Origin of the sequence: Marinobacter sediminum (assembly GCF_023657445.1) — a bacterium.
Taxonomy (GTDB): Bacteria; Pseudomonadota; Gammaproteobacteria; order Pseudomonadales; family Oleiphilaceae; genus Marinobacter; species Marinobacter sediminum_A.
Map to the genome: position 1 here is coordinate 2,026,044 of NZ_JAGTWY010000001.1, position 25,286 is coordinate 2,051,329.

Sequence of the window (25,286 nt, forward strand, 5' to 3'; positions counted from 1 at the left end):
TATGAACTTGTGCGCCGGCCTGAAAGCTGCTCGCTATCCTGCACTGGTTGTCGCTCTGGCAACCCTTTTGGGTGGATGCGGTTTTCAGCTCCGGGGTGCACCTCCGGTTTCACCAGCCTTGCAGCCTCTTGCCGTGGTTTGTGCGAATCAGGTGCCCACCTCCCTGTGCCAGTCACTGCGCAAACAACTGGAGCTCGGAGGCGTCGATCTTCGCCCGGCCAGTGACGCCAGATTCGCCCTGAGCCTTAACGGCTTTGAGCAAGACCGGCGGGCAACGGCCATTACCGTGCAGGCGGCCGCTGCCGAGTATACGTTACGCCATTCCGTAGGTATGGAGCTGATCAGCAGCGACGGCATCCCGATGATCGCCGACACCCGCCTCACGGCCAGCGAAAGCTACCGCTACGACGAAACCAACGTGCTGGCAAAGCAGCGGGAAGAGGAAAACCTGCGGATTCAGCTGGATGACCGTCTCGCTCAGCAGATTATTTTTCGTCTCGCACCGCTGACCGAAGGGCGTATTCAGGCAATTCAGGATCAGCACAAAGCGAAAAACGAGGCTGACAACCAGCGCGGATCACCATGAAGACCCAGCCGGCCCAACTTCCCCAGCTCCTGAAAAAAGGTCTTTCACCCGTCTATCTTGTTTCCGGCGACGAACCTTTGCTGGTTCAGGAATGCTGTGACCATATCCGCAAATCTGCAAGGGATGCAGGCTTTCACGATCGTCTCACCTTCCATGCCGACCACCAGCTGGATTGGAACGCCGTGGCCGAAGAATTCAGCGCTTTGTCCCTGTTTGCCGAGCGCCGCCGTATCGAGATCCACCTCCCCACCGGCAAACTCGGCGACGGCAGGGCAGTTCTGGAGCGCGTTCTTCAGGACCCCCCGGAAGACATCATACTGCTGCTCATCAGCGCTCGTCTCGACGCCGCGGAAACCCGACGCAAGTGGTACAAGGAGCTTCAGAACAAGGGCGTACATGTGCCGGTTTGGCCAGTGGATGCCGACAAGTTCCAGGGCTGGTTACAACAACGCGCATCCAGTCGCGGCCTTAGCCTCACCCGCGGGGCCCTTGCCATGCTTGGCGAACGCCTCGAAGGGAACCTGCTGGCCGCAAGTCAGGAGCTTGACCGCCTGGCCCTGCTGACCAACGGGAACACCATTGACGAGGAAACGGTGGAACAGGCTGTTCAGGACAGCTCCCGTTTCAATGGCTTCGAGCTGGTGACTGAACTGCTTGCCGGTCGGGCCGCGCATGCCGGTAAAATGATCGGTGTTCTGCAGCAGGAGGGTGAAAACCCGCTGGGCTTGCTCGCCGTGCTTACCCGGGATCTGAGCCTGATACTGGAGCTCAAGGCAACTGCGGGCCAGGGTGACAACCCCGCTGGCTTCCTCAAGAAGCGAGGCGTATTCCAGCCACAACGTGCCCGGGTACTAGAACAGGCCGCAAGGCGCCTGAACCGTGGGCAACTTCATAGTGCAATCACGCTCTGCAGCCAGATTGATCGGGCGGCCAAGGGCTTTGATGACCTTTCTCCCTGGCATCACCTTCGAGATATGTCCGTGCTGCTCGCGCCCAGTTCCTGATTTGGATCAAAGGCACTTCAGGTTATTTCAGACAGGCCCCGACGCACACTTGACAGTTTTTTACGTTACGGCGCATTGTAAGCACACCATCAAACCAAGGAGGAGCTTGATATGAGTATTCAAGAGGAACTCAAGAAGTTGTCGGAGAAGGTCAAACAGTATCGTGATGAAGCCCGCGTGCAGCTTCATCTCGCCGGAGAGGACGTCAAAGACGAGTGGGACGATCTCGAACAGGACTGGGACCGCTTCCGCAACAAGCTTGAACAGGTGCTTCATGATACAGAAAACGCATCCCAGGAAGCGAAGCAAACAGCCCAGAAGTTGGGCGAGGACCTCAAGAACGGTTACGAGAACATTCGTAAGAAGCTTAAATAAAACGTTAACCCGTTAACACAATACTACAAATATCTACCGCAGAGGCGCTCCCGGATAGCGCCTCTGTGCCATACTTCACAGTGTAAGTGAACGAAGCGTCATAGTTCTGACCTGCGGGTCATAAGGCTTGATTCGACAAGGCGCTTACAGACGCTGCGAGGTGCAACAGGCGTATGAAAAAAATCTTCCTGGCTTCCACCGCCCTCTTTCTATTATGCGCCACAAGCGTCGTCATTGGTCAAAACACCCGGTTCAGTGACCCGGACACGGTGGTCAAGGAGCAATTCTGGGGCAACCTGTACGCTGATGGCGGCAATTCGTTCTTCTGCGATACCCCTTTTACCAGCAAAGGCTTCGTCCTGACAGACGGTTACGTTTACCCGCTGGCAGACATTCGCAGTGCTCTGGACTGTGGTACCTCACGACAATGCGAGCAGGATAATCATTACCGTCAGATCGCATCGGATCTTCACAACATGATCCCGGTGAGAAGTCGAACAGAAATGCAGCGACGCAACGTCCGGTATGAAAACCTGGGAGAAACTATCAACAGGGATGACTGCGGCATTCGCGAGAGCGCTGGTTTTTTCGAGCCCCCCGAGAGAGTCAAAGGCGATATCGCGCGAACTGTCGCCTATATGGTGGAAACCTACGACCTTCCCTGGCTGGGATCCACGCCCGTATTCCAGGGCTGGAACCGGCTGGACCCACCGGACGATACCGAACTGACCCGGCACCGACGAGTCGCCGAAATTCAGGGCAATGAAAACCCCTTTTTAACCAACCCTGACTACATGGAGCAACTCTGACAATTTCTGTAAGAACAAAAAAAGCAGGCCCGAGGCCTGCTTTTTTTTGTATCTCTTCACTGTTAATAGCAGATCAGAACTCGTCCGCAGTGAGCGCCATCATAGATTCGCTGCCGCTGCGAATGCCCTCGGCAAGAGAAACAGTCTTCGGCAACAGACGATCATAATAGAAACGCGCGGTTTTAAGTTTGCCGCTGTAGAAACCTGAGCTATCGCCCTCGGCTTTTGGCGCTGCCGCCTTCACCATTTTAGCCCACATATAGCCGAGCGCTGTCAGACCAAACAGGTCCAGGTAGTCTACCGAAGCAGCACCGACAGCATCGGGATTGTCAGAAGCCTGATTGACCACATGTTCGGTCACGTCCGATAGACGCTCCAGGGCGGCCGCAAGCGGCTCGAGGAATGGGCGAAGGTTTTCATCAGAGGCATTTTCCTCAATGAACGAAGCGACGTCCTGGGCAAACAGTTCGTAAAGCTTGCCCTGACTGCCAACGACCTTGCGCCCCATCAGGTCCAGCGCCTGAATACCGTTGGTACCTTCATAGATCTGGGTGATCCGGCAGTCGCGAACGAGCTGTTCCTGACCCCACTCGCGAATAAAGCCGTGACCACCGAAGACTTGCTGACCCATGATACAGGCATCCAGACCACGGTCGGTCAGAAACGCTTTCGCCACCGGTGTCAGCAACGCCACCATGCCTTCGGCATGCTTGCGACGATCTTCCTCACTGGCATCAGCGTACTTGGAGACATCCAGCCACTGGGCCACATAGGTTGAGAATGCACGGCCACCTTCCACATAACCCTTCATGGTCAGCAACATACGGCGCACGTCGGGATGCACCAGAATTGGATCTGCAGCCTTTTCTGGCTGCTGGGCTCCGGTCGGCGCCCGACTCTGGATACGATCCAAAGCGTACTCACGAGCACTCTGCAAAGAGGCTTCGGCCGCGCCAATGCCCTGGATACCTACACCCAGGCGTTCATAGTTCATCATGGTAAACATTGCTGCGAGGCCCTTGTTCTCCTCGCCAACAAGCCAACCCCTGGCGCCATCGAAATTCATTACGCAGGTGGCGGAGCCCTTGATACCCATCTTCTTCTCGATGGAACCACAGCTGAAGCTGTTGCGCTCACCCAGAGAACCGTCCTCATTCACCAGGAATTTGGGTACCAGGAGCAGAGAAATACCCTTCGGCCCCTTGGGCGCATCCGGTAACTTGGCGAGGACCAGATGAACAATGTTCTCGGCCATGTCGTGCTCGCCCCAAGTAATGAATATCTTGGTGCCGGTTACATTGAAAGAGCCATCGTCGTTCGGCTCGGCCTTGGTGCGGATGATACCCAGATCAGTCCCGGCATGAGGCTCGGTCAGATCCATAGCACCGGACCAGACGCCGGAGTACATGTTTGGCAAATACTTTTCTTTCAGCTCCTGGCTTCCATGGGCATCAATCGCAAGACAGGCACCTGCAGTCAGCATAGGTGCCAGACCAAATGCCATGTTGGCACCCTGCATCATCTCTTCGAACTGTGCGACCAGGGTCTTGGGCATCCCCATTCCACCGAACTCAGGGTTACCGCCAAGACCGTTCCAACCACCTTCGACGATGGTCTGGTAGGCCGCTTTAAAGCCCTCCGGCGCTGTAACTTCGCCTCCATTCCACTTGCTGCCCTGCTCGTCACCTTCCCGGTTCAGAGGTGCCAAAACACCGCTACTGATCTTGCCAGCTTCCTCCAGAATGGCATCGGCCGTTTCCGGATCCACATTCTCAGCCACCTTGGGCAGAGAGGCCCACAGAGTGGGCGCATCAAAAACTTCGTTCAATACGAAACGCATATCACGTAGAGGTGCCTGATAATCAGCCATCTATAACTCTCCAAAAATGCAGTCAGTCTGTTCAGGCGGCAAAACGGCCATCTGGCCAGGCTCGCCTGCTCGGGCTATGTGTCCGCTCAGATTATTTTTTATGGGCGATCATTCTAACCCAAAAACGGACCTCAACTCATGAAAAAAGCCCGCCTCCGGGGAGCACGGGCCTTCTCTTTACTTCCTGATCACCTTCAGTGCCCGCGCCTTAGATAGCGAAGGCTTCCTCCGGCATGTCCATCAGGCTGTCCGCACCGGCCAACATGCTTTCAGCATGGCCCTTGGCACGAGGCAGCATGCGCTTGAAGTAGAAGCGTGCAGTCTGAACCTTGGCGTTGTAGAACATCTCCTCAGACGTCCCATCTGCCATCTTGTCCAGAGCCACCTTGGCCATACGGGCCCACAGATAGGCAAATACGGCGTAACCGGAGTACATCAGGTAGTCCACAGACGCGGCACCAACTTCTTCACGGTTCTTCATGGCGGTCATGCCGATCTTCATGGTCAGATCGCCCCACTCCTTATTCAGGGCCGCCAGCGGCTCCAGGAATTCTTTCAGCTGTTCGTTATCCGCATTTTCCTTGCAGAACACGTGCACCTGTTTGGTGAAACCCTTCAGAGACTCGCCCTGGGTCATCAGAACCTTGCGGCCCAGCAGGTCAAGCGCCTGAATACCGGTGGTACCTTCATAAATCATACCGATACGGGCATCACGTACGTTCTGCTCCATGCCCCATTCGGAGATGAAACCGTGACCACCGAATACCTGCATACCGAGGTTGGCAGCTTCGTAACCAATTTCAGTCAGAAATGCCTTGGCGATCGGAGTCAGGAAGCCCAGGGCCTCGTCCGCTTCCTTGCGCGCTTCCTCAGTCTTGCCACTGTGAACAATATCCGCCTGCTGTGAAGTCAGGTAGATCAGGGCACGGGCGCCTTCAGCGACCGCTTTCTGGGTCAGCAGCATGCGACGAACGTCCGGGTGAACGATGATCGGATCGGCAATGCCTTCTGGATTCTTCGGGCCACTCAGGGAACGCATGGCCAGACGCTCTTTGGCATAGGCCAGGGAACCCTGGAAGCCCAGCTCGGCCGCACCGAGGCCCTGGATAGCGGTGCCGATACGCGCGGTGTTCATGAACGTGAACATGCAGTTCAGGCCCCTGTTCTCAGGGCCGATCAACCAGCCTTTGGCGCCGTCGAAGTTCATGACACAGGTTGCGTTGCCATGGATACCCATCTTGTGCTCGATGGAACCACAGGACACTGCGTTGCGTTCGCCGCAAGAACCGTCTTCGTTCGGCAGATTCTTGGGTACGATAAACAGGGAGATACCCTTGGTACCTTCCGGAGCGCCGGGCAGGCGTGCCAGAACGATGTGAACAATGTTCTCGGCCATGTCGTGCTCACCGGCAGAGATAAAGATCTTGGTGCCGGTAATCGAGTGGGTGCCATCGGCATTCGGCTCGGCCTTGGTACGGAGGGTACCGAGATCGGAACCGCAGTGCGGCTCAGTCAGACACATGGTGCCGGTCCACTCGCCGCTGATCAGCTTGGTCAGGTAGGTCTGCTTCTGCTCTTCAGTACCGTGCTCTTCGATGGTGTTGGTCGCACCGTGACTCAGGCCGGGATACATACCAAAAGACCAGTTAGCTGTGCCAACCATCTCGCTCATGACCAGGCCCAGAGAGTGAGGCAGACCCTGACCACCGTAGTTGGGATCGGCGGTCATGGATGGCCAGCCACCGTCCACGTATTGCTGGTAGGCTTCTTTGAAACCTGTCGGCGTCTTCACGCCATCTTCGCTCCAGGTACAACCCTCTTTGTCACCCACCTGGTTCAGCGGAGACAGAACCTGCTCACAGAACTTTGCACCTTCCCCGATAATGGCATCCACCATATCCGGAGTGGCGTCTTCTGCACCTTCCAGGTTGGCGTAGTGCTGCTCACTGTCAAGCAACTCGGTCATTACAAATTTGATGTCACGCAGGGGCGCTTTGTAGTCAGGCATGGAATCCACCTCGATTTTCGGACTTAGCTGAGTCGGGTTTGACAGCTTCTGGCCTTGGGTTTGCTCAGACACCGCAACGCACTGCGCTGCAGCCTTAATTAAACACTTGTTTGAAACATACGTTTAGAGGCACAGAATTGTCAATAGTCCGATCAAAAATTTGTGTCGCGGTGTGCCAAAGGAACGTTCGCCGCAGGCGCGCTCGGGAACAAATACAGATAGTTGCGGGTATTAAAACCGGGAAAGAGAGATTATCGGAAAACCGGGGTATCTAGGCAGCTGCAGGGCGGAATCCGGATTGCCGCGGGCTGGCACCGGCCGTCATGGCGGACACGGACTGGTAGGTGTCGCTGGCCTGCTGACCCAGGCGCAACTGGGAAGTGCCCTGTTCACCAGACGCTGAGCTCGGCGGGCTCCCTGCATCATCGTTTTTTCCGGACGCCAGCTCCGACCGGGCCTGAAGCATTACCTGAATAGCCTGCGCCGCAACCGCCCGATCCTGACCAGAGGGGTCAGCCGGCGCCATAGCGGCAGCCCGTACTACACGCATCTTCTCGATGGTAGCCTGGGGGTCTCTCTGAACCGGGGAGACATCGATAGACACTTCCCCACCCACGGCGTATTGCGCACCATCCGGGCCACGCTCGTAGGTAAAAGACATTGCTCCGGCGTACTGGCCACCCGTCGCCTGGTGCGCAGCCTCATGGGCCCGCACTTCACGGTCCCTTGCTTTAAGTTCGGTGAGTTGCTTGAGCTCTTCCTCACTCAAACCCTGTTCAGCAACGGATGCCCCCTTGGCGCCGGCTACCCCTTTCCTGTCTTCGGGTGGTCCAGCTTTGTCCTGGGTTACCGTGGGGTTTTCAGACACAGATACTGGATTGCTACCAGCGCGGCCATTGTCCGAATAAATAGCTGAGGGAGGGCTGGCGGGGGCGCCGCCCGAACGAAGAGAAACAGGGAGATTGGGTGGAATTACATTCACGACCGATACTCAGGCCATCACATCCAGAAGCGTACCAAGCGTTTCATCCGCAGCCTTAACAACCTGCGCGGAGGCTTCAACACTGCGTTCATACAACTTCAGGTCAATAATTGGCTCCACGAGGCTCCCGGCCCCTTCGGCCGTTCCCTGTGGGCCATCAACGCCACCACGAGCTATTTTCCGGGCGGCGTTTTCCATGCCGATCATGCCATCCTGGATGCCCTGAACGCCCACCGCGAGTGTATTGTTGATCATAACCAATGCTTCCACTGACCAATAATTGACACCAGTAAGCCATATTTTTGGTCAATTTTCAAACAAAGGGTCGATATTCAGGTAACTTGCCAGCGCCGCCGGTTCCGCCTTCTCAAGCCAGGGCAACACGCCAAGGCAGGGCGCACCAAGATGTGTGAGAAGGTAGTTCAGCGTTTCCTGCTCGCAGCTCATGGGCTCAGGCTCTACCCGGTTAGCAACCCAGCCCGCAACCGGCAAGCCATCAGCCCGGATGGCCTCAGCGGTCAGTAAAGCATGATTGATGCAACCGAGTTTCAGACTGACCACCAGAATAACCGGCATCCCCAGCTCCCGCGGTAAGTTGGCATAGGTTTCCCGGTCGTTGAGGGGCACCCGCCAGCCACCGGCACCCTCAACAAGCATCAGATCCGCCGGACGGATCTGAAGACCCCGGCAGAAGCCTATCAGACGTTGCGCAGTGACCATCCTGCCCGCCTTCACTGCGGCAACATGAGGTGCAATTGCCGGCTCAAGTGCAATGGGGTTGATCAGGTCGTACGGCAGGGTTTCGGTGACAGCACTCTGAAGGGCCAGTGCGTCCTCATTTCGGAGGCCTTCCGGTGTCGATTCACAGCCCGATGCGATCGGCTTCATCGCAAGAGTTCGCTTACCGTCAGCTTTTGCCGACTCAAGGATGGCCGCCGAGACCATGGTTTTCCCGACGCCAGTATCGGTACCCGTCACAAAATAGGTTTTTTTGGCCATGGGCTCAGTGTTTCCAGGATGTAGTGTTAATTGACGACTAATCAGCCGGCTGCCAATGCACCCAGGCAGCCTCGTAGCTCGCAACAGCCGTACCGTCCGGTTCACTCGGGTAGTGCCGACACATTTCACGGACACGGCCGGGGGCGGTCAAGGTTTTTCGGCGGGTCTCGTTCTTGAATCCTGCGCCCAACTGCCTCAGCTCAGCGGCGAGTGCCATCGGCGAGGCATAGGGCAGCGTTATGGTCTGAATCGCTAGAGAGGCACCGGGCAATTCAGCAGCAACCTGCTCTCGCAATGCAGCCTCGGACTCGAACCGGTTCACATGCTCTTGCCCCGGATCGGCTATGGCCCAGGCCTGCTTTAGCTCCCGAAGCGTCCCATCCAACAGCGTAGAGAGCATCAGGCGCCCGCCCGGCCTGAGCAGCCGCTTACACTCAGCGAGTACCGGGCGGGGATCACTGCACCACTGAATCATCAGATTACTGAAAACGAGATCAAAACTCCGGTCATGCAACGGCAAAGCTTCAGCATCCGCGATGACCCACTCAATCATCGCACCATCATTTTCGCCCGCCTGCCGGATCATGCCAGGGGAGAGATCAACACCGGTCACCTGACCTGCAGGCCATGCTTGAGACAACCGCCTCGTAAACCAGCCTGTTCCGCAGCCAAGGTCCAGTATTCTAAGAGGCTCGCCGTCGGAGTCCGCCTCCAGCGCTTCGAGCATCGCGCGCCCCATTTGCCGCTGCAACCGGGAGGCGCCCTCGTAGGTTTTACTGGCATTCCCGAATTGCTTCGCAATGATGGACTTTTGGGCAATCGGTGGTGCCGAATGGTCAGTCAAGGACCGTGATCCGGCAAAACATGAGTAGGCTGCCGTCATACCGCGATATCCGGCTCCGCCAGCAAATGGCGGCATTCTGACAATGCCCGCAAAAGACGATCCAGGTCCGACTTGCTGTGAGCCGCACTGAGGGTAACCCGCAATCGGGCCTCACCTGCTGGCACCGTGGGCGGCCGAATAGCAATCACCAAAAAGCCCCGCTCTTCCAGCGCCCGACTCAATTCAAGCGCAGACCAGTTGTTGCCCACCATAATGGGCTGGATCGGCGTCTCGGAGGGCATCAGTTCATACCCCATGGCAGACGCCTGTTCACGAAACACAGCCACAAGCTCCCGAAGATGCTGGCGGCGCTCATCGTCTCGCTCAATCAGATCAATGCTGGCGCAGGTGGCCGTGGCAATAGCGGGCGGCATCGCGGTGGTGTAAATATAGGTCCGCGCTTTCTGGACCAGGTAGTCAATCAGCACCGAGGAGCCGGCCACAAAGGCACCACTGGTGCCCACCGCCTTTCCGAGGGTACCAATCAGCACGGGCACATCCTCTTCGGACATGCCCTGTTCAGCGACGCTGCCACGCCCCTGGGGACCGAGCACACCGATACCGTGGGCATCATCGACCACCAGCAGGGCATCGTGGGTTCTGCACACCCGCGCCAACTCTTTCAACCGCGCAACATCACCATCCATACTGAACACGCCATCCGTCACCACCAACTTGTGGCCGGATGTCTGCGCCAGCATTGCCTCAAGCTCCGCCATATCCCCATGGGCATAGCGCCGGACCTTGGCACGACTGAGAATGCAGCCATCAATGATCGAGGCGTGATTGAGGCGGTCAGAAAAAATCGTATCCCCACGCCCGGCCAGAGCTGAAATAACACCCATGTTTGCCATATAGCCGGTGGAGAAAAACAACGCAGAGCTGCGACCGGTAAACCTGGCGAGCCGTTGCTCCAACTGATGGTGCGCATCGTGATGGCCACAGATTAGGTGTGACGATGCACCACCAAGCCCTGTTTCAGGCAGGGCATTGCGAAGCGCTTCGATATTGGCGGGATGATTCGCTAGCCCGAGGTAATCGTTACTGCAGAATGACAACAACGGCTTGCCATCAGAGGTTAATACCGGCTGCTGAGGGCCTGAAATCTGGCGACGGGTCCGATAGAGCCCGGCTTGTTTTCTCTGGGCAAGCTCGCCTTCAAAATCACGCAAAATTACACCCCGCGATCTACTCGTAATCTGGGCACCGGGCGGGCAAGGCTTCCCGGGATTGTGTGAAGCCAGGGACGGCTTCACCCAAGCGCACATGGATGTGCTCGTAGCGTATCCCGGGAAGCCTTGCCCGTTCGGTGCTTCCCGGAACATAGCCTACCAACTCAGGATGCAGCAGATTCCCGCGTAGCGTCATAGAACATATGGCGCGTCGCCTCATACTCTACCGCTTCGGAAATTGCCTCTTCCTCCTGCTCTTCGGACGCACACTGCTCCCGCTGCTCCGGACGAATGCCCAGGCGACGGAAAAGTTCCATATCGGCATCCGCCTCCGGATTGGCAGTGGTCAGCAGCTTCTCACCGTAGAAAATCGAGTTGGCTCCGGCCATAAAGCACAACGCCTGCATTTGCTCATTCATATTCTCCCGCCCCGCGGAGAGGCGAACATGAGACGCGGGCATCATGATACGGGCAATAGCGATGATACGAACGAAATCAAATGGATCCAGGTCTTCAACATTCTCCATCGGCGTGCCCTTGACCTTCACCAGCATATTCACCGGCACGCTCTCGGGGTGGTGCGGCAGGTTTGCCAGCTGGACCAACAGCCCGACCCGGTCATCTTCGTCCTCACCCATACCCATAATGCCGCCACAGCATACTTTCATGCCGGCCTTACGAACGTTTTCCAGAGTATCCAGACGATCCTGATAGGTACGGGTGGTAATGATATGGCTGTAATACCTCTCAGAGGTATCCAGGTTATGGTTGTAATAATCCAGTCCGGCATCCGCGAGTTCTTTTGCCTGATGTTCCTCCAACATGCCAAGAGTCATACAGGTTTCAAGCCCCAGGGATTTAACCTGTTCAACCATATCAAGGACATAGGGCATGTCTTTTTTCGACGGACTACGCCAGGCAGCGCCCATACAGAACCGGGACGCGCCCTTATCTTTGGCAGCCCGGGCTTCGGCAACGACCTTTTCAATTTCAAGCAGTTTCTCTTTTTCCAGCCCGGTATTGTAATGCCCGCTTTGTGGGCAGTACTTGCAGTCTTCCGGACACGCGCCCGTTTTGATCGACAGCAATGTGCTGACCTGGACCTCATTGGGATCAAAATGTTCGCGGTGCACACTCTGGGCGCGAAACAAAAGATCGTTGAAAGGCAATTCAAAGAGTGCGCGTGCTTCCTGCAGCGTCCAGTCGTGACGGGGCGTATTGATGGGTGCTGTGGCGGTCATGGGGAAGTCCTGTTAACCTTTACCGGTGTCTGGGTTTACGGATAAAACAGATGATAAAGGGACTGAGCTTCCTGTCAACCTTAATGGACGCAAAGGTTAACAGGGAAAGATCGGCAGGCTTGTGCGTCGCCTGCCTTTCAAGCAATGCGTTCAATGGCTTATGCATGCCCTGCCATGCTGACCTGCCCATTAACCGATGGCATTGCCGAGCCTGTGCTTTACCGCTCCCATACGCTGCAACCGGTCTTATGTGTGGAGACTGCCTGGCATCACCACCACCGTTTTCCCGCACTGTTATTCCCTGGCGCTATCAGTTTCCGGTAGATGGCATGATCGCCCGATACAAATACAACGGGCTGCGAAAGTTTTCCAGACCCCTGATCGCCGGCCTTGGCCAGCACCTGAGCAAACATCTCAGGCAAAAAGACGCTATCACCCCGGAACTGCTGATACCGGCCCCCATGCACAGACAACGCCGAAGAAAACGTGGCTTTAATCAGGCACAGGAAATTGCTGAACAGCTTGGCAGGGAGCTCGGTATACCTGTCGCCGGCGGACTGGTTCGAAGGCGTCGCAAGGTGCGGGCACAGCGGGAGCTGAACCGGGAGCAACGACTGGCTAACCTTCGTGGCGTTTTTGAAATTTCGGGCCCGGTGCCAGGCCAGGTTGCAATCGTGGATGATGTGGTAACGACCGGAGCGACTGTGCGGGTACTGGCTGAAACATTGAAAAAAGCGGGAGCCGTGGATGTTCAGGTTTGGGCGCTTGCCCGGACCCCCGGTTAAACCAGCCTGGCTTTCACTAAATCTGCAATTGCCAGGCAAGATGTAAGGCCAGGCGACTCTATCCCGAAGAGGTTCACCAAGCCCTCAACACCATGTTCCCCGGGCCCATCAATCCTGAAATCGGAGAAGCCGCCATCGGGACCTTTCAGTTTCGGCCGGACACCCGCGTAGGCAGGCTGAAGCCGATTCGGATCGAGTGCTGGCCACCACGACCGGATGCCCGTGATAAAGGATCGAACGCGGTGCGGATCAACGGTGTAGTCCTCCTGGTCAATCCACTCGACATCCGGCCCAAACCGGGCCTGCCCGGCAAGATCCAGCGTGAGATGAACACCAAGGCCACCAGGTTCCGGAACTGGGTAAATAAGGTGATTGAAAGGATGACGGCCACTGTAGCTGAAATAAACACCCCGGGCGTACCATTGATCAGGTTTGCATTCAGCGGGAAGGCCCTGCCAGTCCCGGGCCAGGGGAATGGCACCAAGCCCTGCAGCATTGATAACGTTTTCAGCCTCAAGAATGCAGGGCATGCTACCGCCTACCACCAGACGGTGACGATTCCCGTTCACCTCTGCACCCATCACACGCGCCCTCAATACAAGCTGGCCCCCGGCATCTTCCACTTCTCCGAGCAGAGAAAGCATCAGGCCATGGGTGTCAAGGATACCGGTTTCAGCAGACCAGAGTCCCGCTGCAACCCGGATGTCCGGAATCCTGTCAGCCACAAAAGCACCGTCAAACAGCTCCAGAGCGACACCGTTACTCGCTGCCCCGTCCTTGATGGTTTCAAGCCTTCCGGATTGTTCGAGGTCGGTGGCAACCACCCACTTGCCACACTTGCGATATGCCACCTTATGGCTTTCGCAATATTCATAAAGCAGCCGACGGCCATCTACGCACAACCGGGCCTTCAGGCTGCTTTCCGGATAATAGATTCCGGCATGAATAACTTCACTGTTTCGGGACGATATCCCCTCACCAAAACGATCGCCCGCTTCAAGGACCAGAACCTCATGGCCTTCGAGTGCCAGTGCACGGGCCACCGACAGACCGACCACGCCGGCGCCAATGACGACCGTCTGGGTTTCAAGAACTTCCTGTGACACTCAATCGCCCTCCAGCGCTTAACACCCTGACCGATAGCGAATATCCTATCCGTATGTATGTCGGAAAAACCAGTGCCAGCCAGTCCATGACATTACGCTGAACGACATACGGGTTATACTGCCCCTCTGTAAGAGGTGCATGGAGCCTGGAATGATGTCTGACAGGAAGCAGTTTTTTCTGGTTATGATTGTGGCTACCCTATTTGTCGGTTGGCTGGGGTGGCGTGGTTTTGAAGTTATCAGTCTGAACGAACGGCTGAAAACCGATGACATGGTCGCCAATTATCCATACCAGCACAGAGTACTGAGAGTTGACGGCGATACCGCCATCATGAGCTCACTACGTTCCCATACAACGTCTACCCAGAAAGCTCTTGGCGCCATATTCCCTAGCATGCGCAACCTGGGCGACAGTCACAGAGACTGGCAGAGAGCGGAGCGTGAACTGGCTCAGGTTCAGGCCCGAGCGGGGGATATTGTCCTCGGCACTTCAGGTATAAACCGGATTCGCTGGGAACTGGATGAAAACTGGTACCATCTTCAGTCGATGAACTCCAAATACGACACAGGGCTCTGAAAATCTTTTTATGACTCACGATCCGGCACTTGCTACATCGCCCCACCCCTACGACTCACTGAAACCCGATACCATTCTGGATGCCATGGAAGAGGCGGGCTTTGCGGTGAGCGGTCGCCTGTTCGCACTCAACAGCTATGAAAACAGGGTATACCAGGTTGGGCTGGATGAGGGCCCACCGGTGATCGCCAAGTTCTACCGTCCCGGGCGCTGGACGGAGTCGCAGATCCGGGAGGAGCATGAGTTTACCCTGGAGTTGCTGGACGCAGATATTCCCGTTGTCGCACCGCTGGCAATGCCTTCAGGAGACACACTGGGGCAGCATGGTGACTTTTTCTTTGCGGTTTTTTCCCAGCGTGGAGGGCAGGCTCCAGACGTCAGTGTTACCGACACCCTATACCGGCTCGGGCAGTGGCTGGGCCAACTGCACAATATTGGCGCAAAGAAACCCTTTGAACATCGTCCCCGGTTTTCTCTGCTGGAAGGCATTGAGGCCAACAATCGGCTGCTGATCAAGGGCAACTGGATCCCGCAAGACTTGCGACCAGCCTGGGACAGCCTGATTCCGGACCTTATCCGTTATTGTGGCGCATGCATTGATGATACCGGTCCCGTTGAAAGCCTGCGACTCCACGGCGACTGTCACGCGGGCAACATTCTGTGCCGGGATGAACAGATGCTATTCGTGGATCTTGATGACTGTCGCTCCGGACCTGCCATCCAGGACATGTGGTTACTCCTGAATGGAGAGGATTCAGAGCGGGGGGCCCAACTGGGAGAACTTCTGGAGGGCTATGAAATGTTCCGTGACTTCAACCGGAGGGAACGTCACCTGATTGAACCATTGCGTTGTTACCGGCAGATCGCCCATTGCGCCTGGCTGGCAAAACGCTGGGATGACCCCGCCTTTCCCCGGTTTTTCCCGTGGTTTGCCCAACCAAGATTCTGGTCGGATCAGGTGCTGTCACTCCGGGAACAACTGGCCGCGCTGCAGGCGCCTTCGATCTCGCTCCCTGGCCAGTACTGATAACTTCGTTTACTACCCCAACATGAGGAAAACATGAGCCAGAATGAGGCCCGCTATACCGTCCGCAGTCTGATTGTAACCGCCCTGGTTGCGATTGTAGGAACCGTATTGGCCCTGGAAGTCAGCGGCAGAATTGACCATTCCGACAACAAGGATCACGTACCGGTCGGCGATTTTCAGGCGATTCATGTTACTCCGGACGAACCTTTCCGAATGTCGCCGAAGGCGTCCGAGCTTCATGCCGCCTGCGAGAACGGTTATCTCGCCGTTGCCGCGGACGTGGATCCGTCTTTCAGGGGCATTCTTGTGGACTACAAGAACCGTGGCGTACGTTGCGCCCGACCTTCACCGACAGCCCCAGCCGTGCCGGAGAATGCCGGGGAGCCTGCCGACGATGAGTAAACCCAGCAGCCCTTCCAGGCCGCCGGAACAGCTGACGGACCGGCTCTTTGCCACCGAGCGTCGACCAGAAGATTTCCGTTTCGATGCATCGGTCGCTCGGGTTTTCCCCGACATGATTCGCCGTTCGGTTCCAGGCTATACCACCATCATTCCGATGATCGAGGTTATTACCGAGCAGTACGTCCAGGCCGGTTCCAACTGTTATGACCTTGGCTGCTCACTGGGGGCATCCGCGCTGGCAATGCGCCACGGCATTCCATACGAGAATTGCACCTTGGTTGGCGTTGATAATTCGAGCGCCATGATCGAGCGATGCGAACACCACATCGCACTGGACGACAGTCCGCTGCCGGTTTCACTTCGTTGCGAGGACATTCTGGAGACAGAGCTCAGTAACGCCTCGGTGACAACGCTGAACTTCACGCTTCAGTTTGTTCCTCCAGAAGAGCGAGCCAACCTGCTCGCACGTATCGCCGGTGCGACGCGCCCGGGTGGCGTGTTAATACTGTCCGAAAAGATCCGCTTTGAGTCGGACGAGGAACAGGATACCCAGACCCGCCTGCACCATGAGTTCAAGCGTGCAAACGGCTATTCCGACCTGGAGATAAGCCAGAAGCGCTCGGCGATTGAACAGGTGCTGATTCCGGAAACTCTCGCCACCCATAAAAAACGACTACTGGACGCCGGATTTGAGCAAGTCCTGGTCTGGTACCAGTGTTTCAACTTTGTCTCCATGCTGGCCATCAAGGCCGACTGAACATACTCCGAGAACCATGGCTAACTTTGACTGGCGAAAACACTTCCAACCACTATTGCAGGAGCTTTCAGAGACCGGACAAGACAGCTGGTCGGACCGGCTCCGTGAGCAGCTCACCCACCGTTTCGACGACAACCCTCATGGTGACCTTGATCGCTGGCTGTCAGCTCTGGGCGCCCTGCCCGAGGTAGCACCGGTCAATGCTGACCTTAATACCGCTGCCATAACACTGAGCACTTCCAATCCGCTACCGGAAAACAAGCTAGCGCAGCTGGAAATGGCGCTCCGGGGCTTGATGCCATGGCGCAAAGGTCCCTTTGACTTCTTCGGAACCTACATAGACACCGAATGGCACTCTGACTGGAAGTGGGACCGGGTATCTCCGTTTCTTGCCGACCTGTCTGGTCGCCGAATCCTGGACGTAGGATGCGGGTCCGGATATCACTGCTGGCGCATGCTGGGCGAGGGCGCAGGACGGGTCATTGGTATCGACCCGGGTCTGCTCTTTATGTTTCAGTTCCTGAGTGTCAAACACTATCTTGGCGACGTTCCGGTCGACCTCCTGCCCGTAAAAATGGAAGACCTGCCAGGGAATTTGGAGGCTTTCGATACCACCTTCTCCATGGGGGTGCTCTACCATCGCCGATCGCCCCTTGATCACCTGCTGGAGCTAAAAGGCACCCTGCGCCGAGGCGGCGAACTGGTGCTGGAAACTCTGGTCGTGGACGGACCTGAAGGCTACAGCCTGATGCCGGAAGACCGCTACGGGCAGATGCGCAACGTCTGGTTTCTCCCCAGCTGTGACACCCTGATTCGCTGGCTGGAACGGACCGGCTTCCGCAATGCGCGAGTGGTGGACGTCACCGACACCACCACAGCTGAGCAACGCAGTACGGACTGGATGCGCTTCAACTCACTTCAGGATTTTCTGGATCCGGCCGATCCCGCCCGGACAATTGAAGGCTACCCTGGCCCGAAGCGAGCGACGATCATTGCCGAGAAACCCTGAGCACAAAAAAGCCGCCGTGCAGATTTCTGCAGGGCGGCTTTTTTTGACCGTACCGATTATTCGCCGAACGGATGGCGCAGGGTAATAGTCTCGATCCGGTCAGGGCCGGTGGAAATGATGTCGATCGGTGCCTCGATCTGCTCCTCCAGGAAGCGGATGTAAGCCTTGGCGTTTTCCGGCAGCTGATCAACACTGGTCAGACCCACGGTACTATCGCTCCAGCCCGGCAGATCCTCGTAAATCGGCTCAATGTCCTTGTAGCTGTCGCAGCCGATAGGCGGGCGGAAGATCTCGCCATTCGGGGTCTTGTAACCCACACACACCTTCACGGTCTCCAGTCCGTCCAGAACGTCCAGCTTGGTCAGACAGATGCCGGACACGCTGTTGATCTGGATGGCATGACGCAGCGCGACGGCGTCAAACCAGCCACAACGACGGGAACGGCCGGTGGTGGTGCCAATCTCATTGCCTTTAACCGCCAGATGATGCCCCATATCGTCAAACAGCTCGGTCGGGAACGGACCGGAACCCACACGGGTGGTATACGCTTTGGTGATGCCCAGAACATAATCCAGGAACAACGGACCGAAGCCGGAACCGGTGGCGGTGCCACCAGCCGTGGTGTTGGACGACGTAACGTACGGATAGGTACCCAGATCGATGTCCAGCAAAGAACCCTGGGCGCCCTCGAACAGGATATGCTCACCACGCTTGCGGAAGTCGTGCAGCATGTCGGTGACGTCCGCCGCCATCGGCAGGATTTCTTCACCCATCTGTTTGAGTTCTTCCAGAGCCGCGTCGATATCTTCAGGCTCTTCCTTGAAATACTCTGTCAGCACAAAATTGTGGTAGGACATAATTTCCCGCAACTTGACCTCGAAATCGCCAGGATTGCAGAGATCACCGAGGCGGACACCGCGACGCGAAACCTTGTCCTCATAGGCGGGGCCAATACCCCGACCGGTGGTGCCAATCTTGTCGTTACCGCGGGCCCGCTCACGGGCCTGGTCGATACGAACATGCGTTCGCAGGATAATGGGACAGGCCAGGCTGATACGCAGCCGGTCGCGAACGGCGACACCATTGGCTTCCAGCTCACGCACTTCTTTCAGAAGCGCCTCAGGAGACAGAACCACGCCGTTGCCAATCAGGCAGTAAACGTGCTGACGAAGAATGCCGGAAGGAATCAGGTGCAAGGCCGTTTTCTTGCCATCAATCACCAGCGTATGGCCAGCATTGTGACCACCCTGAAAACGGACGACGGCCGCAACCTTGTCGGTTAGCAGGTCAACAATCTTACCCTTGCCTTCATCACCCCATTGGGTGCCCAGCACAACAACGTTTTTACCCATGATTCTCTCTCAGTGCGGCTGCCCCGGAGGACAGGCGTTTCGCATATTTACCTGTAAGTGAGTTCACCGATGTCCCGGTGGACCTCAGTTCAGCTTCTCAACGACCCACTGGCCGCCCTGTTTGACCAGTTTCCGATCGCAGCCTCTGGCCGCCGGATCAAAACCTTCATCCTCCGGTAGAGCCCGGATGACTGTTTCAGTCATTCGCAGACCGGAGATCACCCCTTCCAACGCAGGATCAGAATCAGCCGGCGCCCAGACCGCCCCGGCGCGCCTCTGGACCCTCTCGCCCAGTGACACCAGCGAACGGATATCAAGACTGAAACCGGTCGCCGGTCGAGCCCTGCCAAAATCACTACCTATGGCGTCGTAGCGTCCACCTTTGGCGACCGAGTCACCATGACCCGGCACATAGGCAGCAAACACCAGACCGGTATGGTAGTTGTAACCCCTGAGCTCACAGAAATCGAAACCGAAACTCACTTCCGGGAAATCCCTTGCGAGCATGTCGGAAACACGACCCAGCTTCTCGAGAGCTGCATCAAGATTTTCCGAGGCGCCCTGAAGAATACGACGTGCCGTCACGAGAGCTTCCGGGCCGCCACTGACCCGTGCCAACTCCCTCAGACGAGCGCCAGCGGAATTCGCGGGGCACTCACCCAGCAACTCATCCAGCTCAGGGACCGATTTACGAGCCATGGCATCAAAAATCGCGGCTTCGGTATCGCGGTCGAATTCACCCGCACCGATCAGGCTCTCGTAGATAGAAACATGAGCAAGGTCCAGATGAATTTTTGGCAGGCCTGCCACACGAAGCATCTCCAGCATGAGGCTGATTACTTCCATATCCGCAGATTCGGATTCGCTGCCAAACAACTCACAACCGGCCTGGATCGGTGTCCGGCCAGTCAGCATGTGCCGGGGACGGGTATGCAGAACATGACCGGCATAGCAGAGCCGGGTGATACCTTCCTGACTGAGCGTATGGGCGTCAATTCGAGCCGCCTGGGGGGTCATATCCGCGCGAACACCCATCATTCGGCCAGTCAACTGATCAGTCAGCTTGAACGTCTGCAGCTCCAGATCGTTGCCCGTACCGGTAAACAGTGACTCGAGGTATTCGATCAGCGGTGGGATTACCAGCTGGTAGCCCCAGCGCTGGCAGGTATCCATTACATCCCGGCGCAGGGATTCGATCCGTCCGGCCAGAGGCGGCAGAATGTCCTCTACCCCGTCCGGCAGTAACCAGCGATCAGATACTGTCATGAGATTACGTTGTCCGTCAGGCCCGCTCCGGCAACAATTGCCGCGGGGATTACACAGGATTTAGGGCGAATGCCGGGAAAGGAAAAAACCCGGAACAAAACCGCCAGAATTTTACACGGTTGGCCGGCACAAAAAAACCGGAATACCGAGGTATTCCGGTTTTCGACTCCCGGTTTAGGGCTTTAGCGAGGGCCCTGGGGATCCTTCAGGAATTTCATGAAGTCACTTTTGGAGTCAATGACCATGATATCGTCCTTGCTCGAAAAGGTATTCCGATAGGCCTCAAGACTCCTGTAGAAGCTGTAAAACTCGGCGTTAGAGCCATAGGCGTTTGCATAGATTTCAGCCGCCTGGCCGTCGCCCTCACCCCGGGTTTCCTCGGATTCCGCAAACGCCTCTGCCAGAACAACCGTGCGCTGGCGATCGGCGTCGGCACGAATACCCTCGGCCAGCTCCTTGCCGCGTGAGCGGAATTCCTGAGCGAGCTTTTCGCGCTCTGTGGCCATACGGCGATACACATTTTCACTAACCTGGCCAGGAAATTCTATCGCTTTAACCCGCACGTCGAGCACTTCGATACCAAATTCCTTCACGGATGTTTCGTTAACGCGGTCCCGCAAGGTATGCATCAGCTCATCCCGCTGACCCGATACCACTTCGTGCATGGTCCGGATACCGAACTCATCCCGCAGACCATTATCCACGCGGGACAAGAGCAGCGACTGGGCACGGAACTCGTCGCCACCGGTTGCCCGGTAGAACTGATCCACATTGAGAATCTTCCAGGCAATGTAGGAGTCCACGTCCAGCGGTTTCTTCTCGACCGTCAGATACTGGCGGGAAGGAAGGTCCATGGTCAGTACCCGGATATCAAACTCCCGGACCTGATCAATCACCGGAACCTTGAAATGAATACCCGCCTGAATATCCGTTTCCACCAGCTCCCCGAACCGGAGCATCACGCCCCGATGAGTTTCGGGGATGATATACACACTGGATAAAACCAGCAGGACGACAATGAGGGCGCCTGCAAGGCCCACGACACCTTTAGGTCCCATAATTATCTGCTCCTCCGTACGTTAGTGTCCTGCCTGGAGCGAAGCTCCTGCAGTACCCGGTCTGTCAGCGCCTGAATATCGGTCTGATCATTACTGGTGCCAGTAGACCTGCCAGAAGAACGAGGCAAGGATCCCTGGGTCAGACGATCCAGCGGAAGGTACATCATATTGCCGCTGCTTTCGGTATCCACCAGGATTTTGCTGCTGTTGGACAGCACCGTCTCAAGCGTCTGCAGATACATGCGCTCACGGGTGACTATGGGAGCGTTCTGGTAGACCGCCAGCAACTGCAGGAAGCGGGAGGTTTCACCACGGGCACGCTCAATGACCTGCTGCTTGTAGGCGCTGGCTTCCTCAATCATGCGCTGAGCCTGACCACGAGCCTCCGGAACCACCTTGTTACGATAGGTTTCGGCTTCCTCTTTGACCTGCTGTTCATCTTCACGGGCACGCTGGACTTCCCGGAATGCATCCTGAACCGCAGGAGGCGGCTGGGTGCTTTCAACGTTAACCCGGACAATTTCCAGGCCAGTACCATACTCGACGAGGAAGCTCTGGAGCCGCTGTTCTACGCGGACCGCCAGCTCTGCACGACCTTCTGTCAGCACGTCGTCCAGGGAGGAACTACCTACCTCGTGACGCAGGGCGCTGTCGGTTGCAAAGGCCAGGGCCTGGTTTGAGTCACGAACGTTCAGCACGTAGGACTGAGCGTCAGACACACGGTACTGGACCTGCAGATCTACGGTGACCAGGTTTTCGTCCTGGGTCAGCATCTGGCCGCTCGATTCAGCCGTACGAACACTGGTAACCCGCACCTTGGTGACGTCATCAATCAACGGCACCTTGAAGCGCAGACCAGGACTCTCAGTCCGGTTGTATTCACCGAAGCGGAGCACAACCGCCCGCTCCTGTTCGTTCACGGTGTAGAACGACTGGAAAACCACATAGCCGACGACCAGAATCGCGGCAATCGCCAGCACGGCACCGAAACTGCCGGCACTTCCGCCAGAGCTGCCTCCGCTTCCACCTGACTTTCCGCCTTTGCCACCAAGCATCTTGTTCAGCTTGTCGAGACCCTTTTTCAGCGCCTCATCGAGATCCGGCGGCCCCTGATCATTGCCGCGACGACCACCACCGGTACCCCAGGGATCATTGTCGTTACGGTTTCCACCCGGTTCGTTCCAGGCCATAGTTCTCTCCGTTCCTGACTTATAGAATGGCTGCAAATACTAGGGATTTATCAGCGCCCCGGCAATAGCCTACCTCGTTTCAGGCAGTTTGATCGCCAAGACGAACTGAATCTTCTTTGACTCCTGCGCGACTGAGCAACTGAAGCCAGTCCCGGTTCTGCAATCGGACTTCCAGCACGGTATCACCGGTCTGGTGATGCTCTTCGCTCAGCACAGACCCCGCTTCATGTAACAACGCCCGTAACTTGCCGTCGGCCGGTCCGAGCAGGACAAAGTGGTGCACGACATCTTCAGCCAGGCGTTCAACGATGGCATCGAACAGGCCATCCAGGCCTTCTCCGGTCACTGCGGACACCCAGGCTCTAACCGGCACGCCGTCTTCATTACGCTCAATCCGGGGAGTAAAATTCTCCATCAGATCAATCTTGTTGAACACCTGCAGCATCGGAATCTCGTTAGCTCCGATTTCTGCCAGCACTTCTTCCACCTGCTCTATATTTTCGTCCCGACGACTATCATGACCGTCAATAACATGAAGCAGCAAGGACGCTTCGGTGGTCTCTTCCAGAGTCGCCCTGAACGCCTCCACCAGCTTGTGAGGCAAATGGCGGATAAAGCCCACGGTGTCCGCCACTACGACCGGCCCAAGATCCGGAAGTTCCAGACGTCTCAGGGTCGGGTCCAGTGTGGCAAACAACTGGTCAGCAGCATATACGCTGGAAGTTGTCATTCGGTTGAACAGCGTCGATTTCCCTGCGTTGGTGTAACCAACCAGCGATACCGTCGGGATATCTGCCCGTTTGCGGGCGCGCCGTCCCTGGTTACGCTGCCGGCGAACCTTCTCAAGTCGCTTGTGAATGGACTTGATGCGCTCCCGCAGAAGCCGGCGATCTGTTTCGAGCTGGGTTTCACCCGGTCCCCGAAGCCCAATACCGCCCTTTTGACGCTCAAGGTGAGTCCAGCCTCGCACCAGACGGGTAGACATGTGCTCCAACTGGGCCAGTTCTACCTGAAGTTTGCCCTCGTGGGTCCGGGCTCTCTGGGCAAAAATATCCAGAATAACGCCCGTGCGATCAAGCACGCGACAGCGCAGATCGTGCTCGACATTACGCTCCTGGCTCGGGCTTAGGGCATGGTTGAACAGAACCACATCCGCCTCATTGGCAGAAATGGCATCCCGGATTTCCTCAAGTTTGCCCTCACCGACAAACAGTCGGGGACTGGGCTGCTTCCGAGAACCGGTAACCACGGCTACTGGTTCAACGCCCGCGGAAGTTACGAGCTCGCGAAATTCATCGGGATCTTCGGTGTCATCATGGGAGGTGAAATCGATGTGAACGAGAATCGCCCTTTCACCGACATCGGGACGTTCAAACAAGTGGTATCAACTCCGAAACAGTCAAGCTGTTAACCTCATAAAAAAACAAACACCCGCGTTCTTCTGAACCTTCAGGTCCTTCAGAAGCGCGGGTGGTAATACAGGGAAAACCGGACAAATCAGTCTTCAGGCTCGCCTTCTCCTCCCGGAGCCTGCGGCGGAATGCGAACATTGCGGGCAGGTACCACTGTGGAAATAGCATGCTTGTAGACCATTTGGCTGACAGTATTTTTCAGCAAAATCACGAACTGGTCAAAAGATTCAACCTGGCCCTGAAGCTTGATACCATTGACCAGAAAGATAGAAACCGGGATGCGTTCCTTGCGCAAGGCATTGAGGTAAGGGTCTTGTAACGAGTGCCCTTTTGACATGTGTGTTCTCCTGTTTTTAGTAAGTGCAGATCGTCATTTTTCAGAATTAAATGTGGCGCGTAGTCTGATTTTTTTCAAGGCTGCCTCGGCGATAAGTTTGTCTTCACTATCGAGCCAACCCACACCGGACCATTTCCGCAACCAGGTTAACTGCCGTTTGGCCAGCTGGCGCGTGGCAGCAACGCCTTTGCTTACAAATGTGTCATAGTCATATTCACCGGCGAGATAAGCCCAGGCCTGGCGATAACCAACACAACGCATGGATGGGAGATCAGGGCGCAAGTCCTCCCTGACCATCAGCGCGCGTACTTCATCAAGAAAACCTGCTTCCAGCATTTTGAGAAAGCGAAGACGTATCCTCTCATGAAGCACTCGCCGCTCGGGCGGCGCCATGGCAAGCTGCGTTATAGTATACGGAAGCGAAGTGGCTTCGTCTGCCTGCCATTGGGTGAAATAGGTGTAATCCTCAACCCCATCTCCTTGAGTTTGCGACAAACTGGCACCCTCAGCCTGCCAGAACGATGAAATTGGCTTCCCGGTCAGGCGAATGACTTCAAGGGCCCTTAGTAACCTCTGGCGGTTATTCGGATGAATCAGATGGGCAGCGACCGGATCTTTCACTTCCAGTTCCCGGTGCAGAGTCTCCCACCCTCTTTCCTTTGCTTGCCGTTCCAGTGACTCACGCAGCTCAGGGCTGGCAGACGGCAGTCCCGACATTCCGTGCAAAAGTGCCTTGAAGTACATCATGGTCCCGCCAACCAGCAGCGGGATACGCCCCGCCTCGGTAATTTTTGCCATTTCGGCAAGAGCATCCCTTCTGAAATCTGCAGCAGAGTAGGTTTCGGCCGGATCACAGATATCGATCAGCCGATGCGGGGCCACTGCCAGTTCTGCGGCAGAAGGCTTGGCGGTGCCGATATTCATGTCTCGGTAGATCATGGCCGAGTCGACACTGATGATGTCACAGGGCAGCCGCCTGCACAGCTCTATCGCCAGATCGGTTTTTCCGGAGGCCGTCGGCCCCATCAGGAAGATGGCAGGGGGCTTGTCAGCGTAGCTTTTTGTTTGCTCAGGCATGG

26 protein-coding genes are annotated in these 25,286 nt (G+C 56.5%); 10 read left to right on the forward strand and 16 right to left on the reverse strand.

The genetic code is table 11. The features are described from left to right. Position 1 precedes the first annotated feature (1 nt). From lptE to KFJ24_RS09630, 4 genes are all read left to right on the forward strand, one after another. Positions 2-586, forward strand: coding sequence for an LPS assembly lipoprotein LptE (gene lptE / locus KFJ24_RS09615; RefSeq protein ID WP_250830849.1), 585 nt, complete (start codon positions 2-4; stop codon positions 584-586). Beyond that, entirely contained in the window at positions 583-1,590 is a 1,008-nt protein-coding gene (gene holA / locus KFJ24_RS09620) for a DNA polymerase III subunit delta (RefSeq protein WP_250830850.1), read from the forward strand. The genes lptE and holA overlap by 4 nt, the downstream gene beginning before the upstream one ends. A 111-nt stretch (positions 1,591-1,701) precedes the next feature. Continuing rightward, on the forward strand, positions 1,702-1,965 hold the full coding sequence (locus KFJ24_RS09625) for a hypothetical protein (RefSeq protein WP_250830851.1): 264 nt from the start codon (positions 1,702-1,704) through the stop codon (positions 1,963-1,965). Between the two features lie 173 nt (positions 1,966-2,138). Then, the gene (locus tag KFJ24_RS09630; protein ID WP_250830852.1) at positions 2,139-2,774 is read left to right on the forward strand and encodes an endonuclease; all 636 of its coding nucleotides are present in this window, start codon (positions 2,139-2,141) and stop codon (positions 2,772-2,774) included. Positions 2,775-2,847: 73 nt separating this feature from the next. On the opposite strand, the gene KFJ24_RS09635 is transcribed toward KFJ24_RS09630, so the two are convergent. From KFJ24_RS09635 to bioB, 8 genes are all read right to left on the reverse strand, one after another. Next, positions 2,848-4,644, reverse strand: a complete 1,797-nt coding sequence (locus tag KFJ24_RS09635) for an acyl-CoA dehydrogenase C-terminal domain-containing protein (protein ID WP_250830853.1) — start codon at positions 4,642-4,644, stop codon at positions 2,848-2,850. Positions 4,645-4,852: 208 nt separating this feature from the next. Continuing rightward, positions 4,853-6,652: an acyl-CoA dehydrogenase C-terminal domain-containing protein gene (locus tag KFJ24_RS09640; RefSeq protein ID WP_250830854.1), complete on the reverse strand. Its 1,800-nt coding sequence runs from the start codon at positions 6,650-6,652 to the stop codon at positions 4,853-4,855. A gap of 271 nt (positions 6,653-6,923) precedes the next feature. Further along, positions 6,924-7,520 carry a putative metalloprotease CJM1_0395 family protein gene (locus tag KFJ24_RS09645; protein ID WP_250830855.1) on the reverse strand — a complete coding sequence of 199 codons (597 nt, stop codon included), beginning with the start codon at positions 7,518-7,520 and terminating at the stop codon, positions 6,924-6,926. Between the two features lie 123 nt (positions 7,521-7,643). Continuing rightward, positions 7,644-7,889, reverse strand: coding sequence for a flagellar biosynthesis protein FlgE (locus KFJ24_RS09650; RefSeq protein ID WP_250830856.1), 246 nt, complete (start codon positions 7,887-7,889; stop codon positions 7,644-7,646). A gap of 51 nt (positions 7,890-7,940) precedes the next feature. Beyond that, on the reverse strand, positions 7,941-8,633 hold the full coding sequence (bioD, locus tag KFJ24_RS09655) for a dethiobiotin synthase (RefSeq protein ID WP_250830857.1): 693 nt from the start codon (positions 8,631-8,633) through the stop codon (positions 7,941-7,943). Between the two features lie 37 nt (positions 8,634-8,670). After that, complete coding sequence (bioC, locus tag KFJ24_RS09660; RefSeq protein ID WP_250830858.1) at positions 8,671-9,477, reverse strand: malonyl-ACP O-methyltransferase BioC; 807 nt, start codon at positions 9,475-9,477, stop codon at positions 8,671-8,673. A 35-nt stretch (positions 9,478-9,512) separates the two neighbouring features. Then, positions 9,513-10,688 carry an 8-amino-7-oxononanoate synthase gene (gene bioF, locus KFJ24_RS09665; RefSeq protein ID WP_250830859.1) on the reverse strand — a complete coding sequence of 392 codons (1,176 nt, stop codon included), beginning with the start codon at positions 10,686-10,688 and terminating at the stop codon, positions 9,513-9,515. A 164-nt stretch (positions 10,689-10,852) separates the two neighbouring features. Further along, positions 10,853-11,929 (reverse strand): biotin synthase BioB, encoded by a 1,077-nt coding sequence (bioB, locus tag KFJ24_RS09670; protein ID WP_250830860.1) that lies wholly within the window; start codon positions 11,927-11,929, stop codon positions 10,853-10,855. A 248-nt stretch (positions 11,930-12,177) separates the two neighbouring features. Between bioB and KFJ24_RS09675 the strand changes: the two genes are divergently transcribed. Beyond that, positions 12,178-12,714, forward strand: coding sequence for a ComF family protein (locus KFJ24_RS09675; protein WP_250830861.1), 537 nt, complete (start codon positions 12,178-12,180; stop codon positions 12,712-12,714). Here KFJ24_RS09675 and KFJ24_RS09680 read toward each other — a convergent pair. Further along, the gene (locus KFJ24_RS09680) at positions 12,711-13,820 is read right to left on the reverse strand and encodes an NAD(P)/FAD-dependent oxidoreductase (protein WP_250830862.1); all 1,110 of its coding nucleotides are present in this window, start codon (positions 13,818-13,820) and stop codon (positions 12,711-12,713) included. The two genes, KFJ24_RS09675 and KFJ24_RS09680, sit on opposite strands and share 4 nt — an antisense overlap. A gap of 154 nt (positions 13,821-13,974) precedes the next feature. On the opposite strand from KFJ24_RS09680, the gene KFJ24_RS09685 reads away from it, so the two are divergent. The 5 genes from KFJ24_RS09685 to cmoB are packed head-to-tail and all read left to right on the forward strand — an operon-like array spanning position 13,975 to position 17,592. Continuing rightward, positions 13,975-14,397, forward strand: a complete 423-nt coding sequence (locus KFJ24_RS09685) for a hypothetical protein (RefSeq protein WP_250830863.1) — start codon at positions 13,975-13,977, stop codon at positions 14,395-14,397. Positions 14,398-14,407: 10 nt separating this feature from the next. Then, positions 14,408-15,424, forward strand: a complete 1,017-nt coding sequence (locus KFJ24_RS09690; RefSeq protein ID WP_250830864.1) for a serine/threonine protein kinase — start codon at positions 14,408-14,410, stop codon at positions 15,422-15,424. Positions 15,425-15,457: 33 nt separating this feature from the next. After that, positions 15,458-15,826 carry a kinase gene (locus KFJ24_RS09695; protein ID WP_250830865.1) on the forward strand — a complete coding sequence of 123 codons (369 nt, stop codon included), beginning with the start codon at positions 15,458-15,460 and terminating at the stop codon, positions 15,824-15,826. Continuing rightward, entirely contained in the window at positions 15,819-16,583 is a 765-nt protein-coding gene (cmoA, locus tag KFJ24_RS09700) for a carboxy-S-adenosyl-L-methionine synthase CmoA (protein ID WP_250830866.1), read from the forward strand. The genes KFJ24_RS09695 and cmoA overlap by 8 nt, the downstream gene beginning before the upstream one ends. Positions 16,584-16,599: 16 nt before the next feature. Continuing rightward, entirely contained in the window at positions 16,600-17,592 is a 993-nt protein-coding gene (gene cmoB / locus KFJ24_RS09705) for a tRNA 5-methoxyuridine(34)/uridine 5-oxyacetic acid(34) synthase CmoB (RefSeq protein WP_250830867.1), read from the forward strand. Between the two features lie 56 nt (positions 17,593-17,648). On the opposite strand, the gene KFJ24_RS09710 is transcribed toward cmoB, so the two are convergent. The 7 genes from KFJ24_RS09710 to miaA all read right to left on the reverse strand — a co-directional run bounded on the left by KFJ24_RS09710 (position 17,649) and on the right by miaA (position 25,284). Further along, entirely contained in the window at positions 17,649-18,944 is a 1,296-nt protein-coding gene (locus KFJ24_RS09710) for an adenylosuccinate synthase (protein ID WP_250830868.1), read from the reverse strand. An 84-nt stretch (positions 18,945-19,028) separates the two neighbouring features. Continuing rightward, positions 19,029-20,210 (reverse strand): ATP phosphoribosyltransferase regulatory subunit, encoded by a 1,182-nt coding sequence (locus KFJ24_RS09715; RefSeq protein ID WP_250830869.1) that lies wholly within the window; start codon positions 20,208-20,210, stop codon positions 19,029-19,031. A gap of 182 nt (positions 20,211-20,392) precedes the next feature. Continuing rightward, entirely contained in the window at positions 20,393-21,268 is an 876-nt protein-coding gene (hflC, locus tag KFJ24_RS09720) for a protease modulator HflC (RefSeq protein ID WP_250830870.1), read from the reverse strand. A gap of 2 nt (positions 21,269-21,270) precedes the next feature. Continuing rightward, the gene (gene hflK / locus KFJ24_RS09725) at positions 21,271-22,458 is read right to left on the reverse strand and encodes an FtsH protease activity modulator HflK (RefSeq protein WP_250830871.1); all 1,188 of its coding nucleotides are present in this window, start codon (positions 22,456-22,458) and stop codon (positions 21,271-21,273) included. A gap of 79 nt (positions 22,459-22,537) precedes the next feature. After that, the gene (hflX, locus tag KFJ24_RS09730) at positions 22,538-23,836 is read right to left on the reverse strand and encodes a ribosome rescue GTPase HflX (protein WP_250830872.1); all 1,299 of its coding nucleotides are present in this window, start codon (positions 23,834-23,836) and stop codon (positions 22,538-22,540) included. 119 nt (positions 23,837-23,955) lie between these two features. Continuing rightward, positions 23,956-24,207 (reverse strand): RNA chaperone Hfq, encoded by a 252-nt coding sequence (gene hfq, locus KFJ24_RS09735; protein WP_250830873.1) that lies wholly within the window; start codon positions 24,205-24,207, stop codon positions 23,956-23,958. 33 nt (positions 24,208-24,240) lie between these two features. Then, positions 24,241-25,284 (reverse strand): tRNA (adenosine(37)-N6)-dimethylallyltransferase MiaA, encoded by a 1,044-nt coding sequence (gene miaA, locus KFJ24_RS09740; RefSeq protein WP_250830874.1) that lies wholly within the window; start codon positions 25,282-25,284, stop codon positions 24,241-24,243. Between the last annotated feature and the right edge of the window lie 2 nt (positions 25,285-25,286).

What these genes read in the sequence shown, in the direction of transcription:
- KFJ24_RS09630 (WP_250830852.1), top strand. Translation starts at nt 2,139, where the DNA reads ATGAAAAAAATCTTCCTGGCTTCCACCGCCCTCTTTCTATTATGCGCC.
- KFJ24_RS09695 (WP_250830865.1), top strand. Translation starts at nt 15,458, where the DNA reads ATGAGCCAGAATGAGGCCCGCTATACCGTCCGCAGTCTGATTGTAACC.
- miaA (WP_250830874.1), bottom strand. Translation starts at nt 25,284, where the DNA reads ATGCCTGAGCAAACAAAAAGCTACGCTGACAAGCCCCCTGCCATCTTC.
- KFJ24_RS09640 (WP_250830854.1), bottom strand. Translation starts at nt 6,652, where the DNA reads ATGCCTGACTACAAAGCGCCCCTGCGTGACATCAAATTTGTAATGACC.
- KFJ24_RS09650 (WP_250830856.1), bottom strand. Translation starts at nt 7,889, where the DNA reads ATGATCAACAATACACTCGCGGTGGGCGTTCAGGGCATCCAGGATGGC.
- hflK (WP_250830871.1), bottom strand. Translation starts at nt 22,458, where the DNA reads ATGGCCTGGAACGAACCGGGTGGAAACCGTAACGACAATGATCCCTGG.
- KFJ24_RS09685 (WP_250830863.1), top strand. Translation starts at nt 13,975, where the DNA reads ATGTCTGACAGGAAGCAGTTTTTTCTGGTTATGATTGTGGCTACCCTA.
- hflC (WP_250830870.1), bottom strand. Translation starts at nt 21,268, where the DNA reads ATGGGACCTAAAGGTGTCGTGGGCCTTGCAGGCGCCCTCATTGTCGTC.
- cmoB (WP_250830867.1), top strand. Translation starts at nt 16,600, where the DNA reads ATGGCTAACTTTGACTGGCGAAAACACTTCCAACCACTATTGCAGGAG.
- KFJ24_RS09710 (WP_250830868.1), bottom strand. Translation starts at nt 18,944, where the DNA reads ATGGGTAAAAACGTTGTTGTGCTGGGCACCCAATGGGGTGATGAAGGC.
- bioB (WP_250830860.1), bottom strand. Translation starts at nt 11,929, where the DNA reads ATGACCGCCACAGCACCCATCAATACGCCCCGTCACGACTGGACGCTG.
- cmoA (WP_250830866.1), top strand. Translation starts at nt 15,819, where the DNA reads ATGAGTAAACCCAGCAGCCCTTCCAGGCCGCCGGAACAGCTGACGGAC.
- KFJ24_RS09635 (WP_250830853.1), bottom strand. Translation starts at nt 4,644, where the DNA reads ATGGCTGATTATCAGGCACCTCTACGTGATATGCGTTTCGTATTGAAC.
- KFJ24_RS09675 (WP_250830861.1), top strand. Translation starts at nt 12,178, where the DNA reads ATGTGTGGAGACTGCCTGGCATCACCACCACCGTTTTCCCGCACTGTT.
- KFJ24_RS09625 (WP_250830851.1), top strand. Translation starts at nt 1,702, where the DNA reads ATGAGTATTCAAGAGGAACTCAAGAAGTTGTCGGAGAAGGTCAAACAG.
- KFJ24_RS09690 (WP_250830864.1), top strand. Translation starts at nt 14,408, where the DNA reads ATGACTCACGATCCGGCACTTGCTACATCGCCCCACCCCTACGACTCA.
- bioD (WP_250830857.1), bottom strand. Translation starts at nt 8,633, where the DNA reads ATGGCCAAAAAAACCTATTTTGTGACGGGTACCGATACTGGCGTCGGG.
- hfq (WP_250830873.1), bottom strand. Translation starts at nt 24,207, where the DNA reads ATGTCAAAAGGGCACTCGTTACAAGACCCTTACCTCAATGCCTTGCGC.
- lptE (WP_250830849.1), top strand. Translation starts at nt 2, where the DNA reads ATGAACTTGTGCGCCGGCCTGAAAGCTGCTCGCTATCCTGCACTGGTT.
- KFJ24_RS09715 (WP_250830869.1), bottom strand. Translation starts at nt 20,210, where the DNA reads ATGACAGTATCTGATCGCTGGTTACTGCCGGACGGGGTAGAGGACATT.
- holA (WP_250830850.1), top strand. Translation starts at nt 583, where the DNA reads ATGAAGACCCAGCCGGCCCAACTTCCCCAGCTCCTGAAAAAAGGTCTT.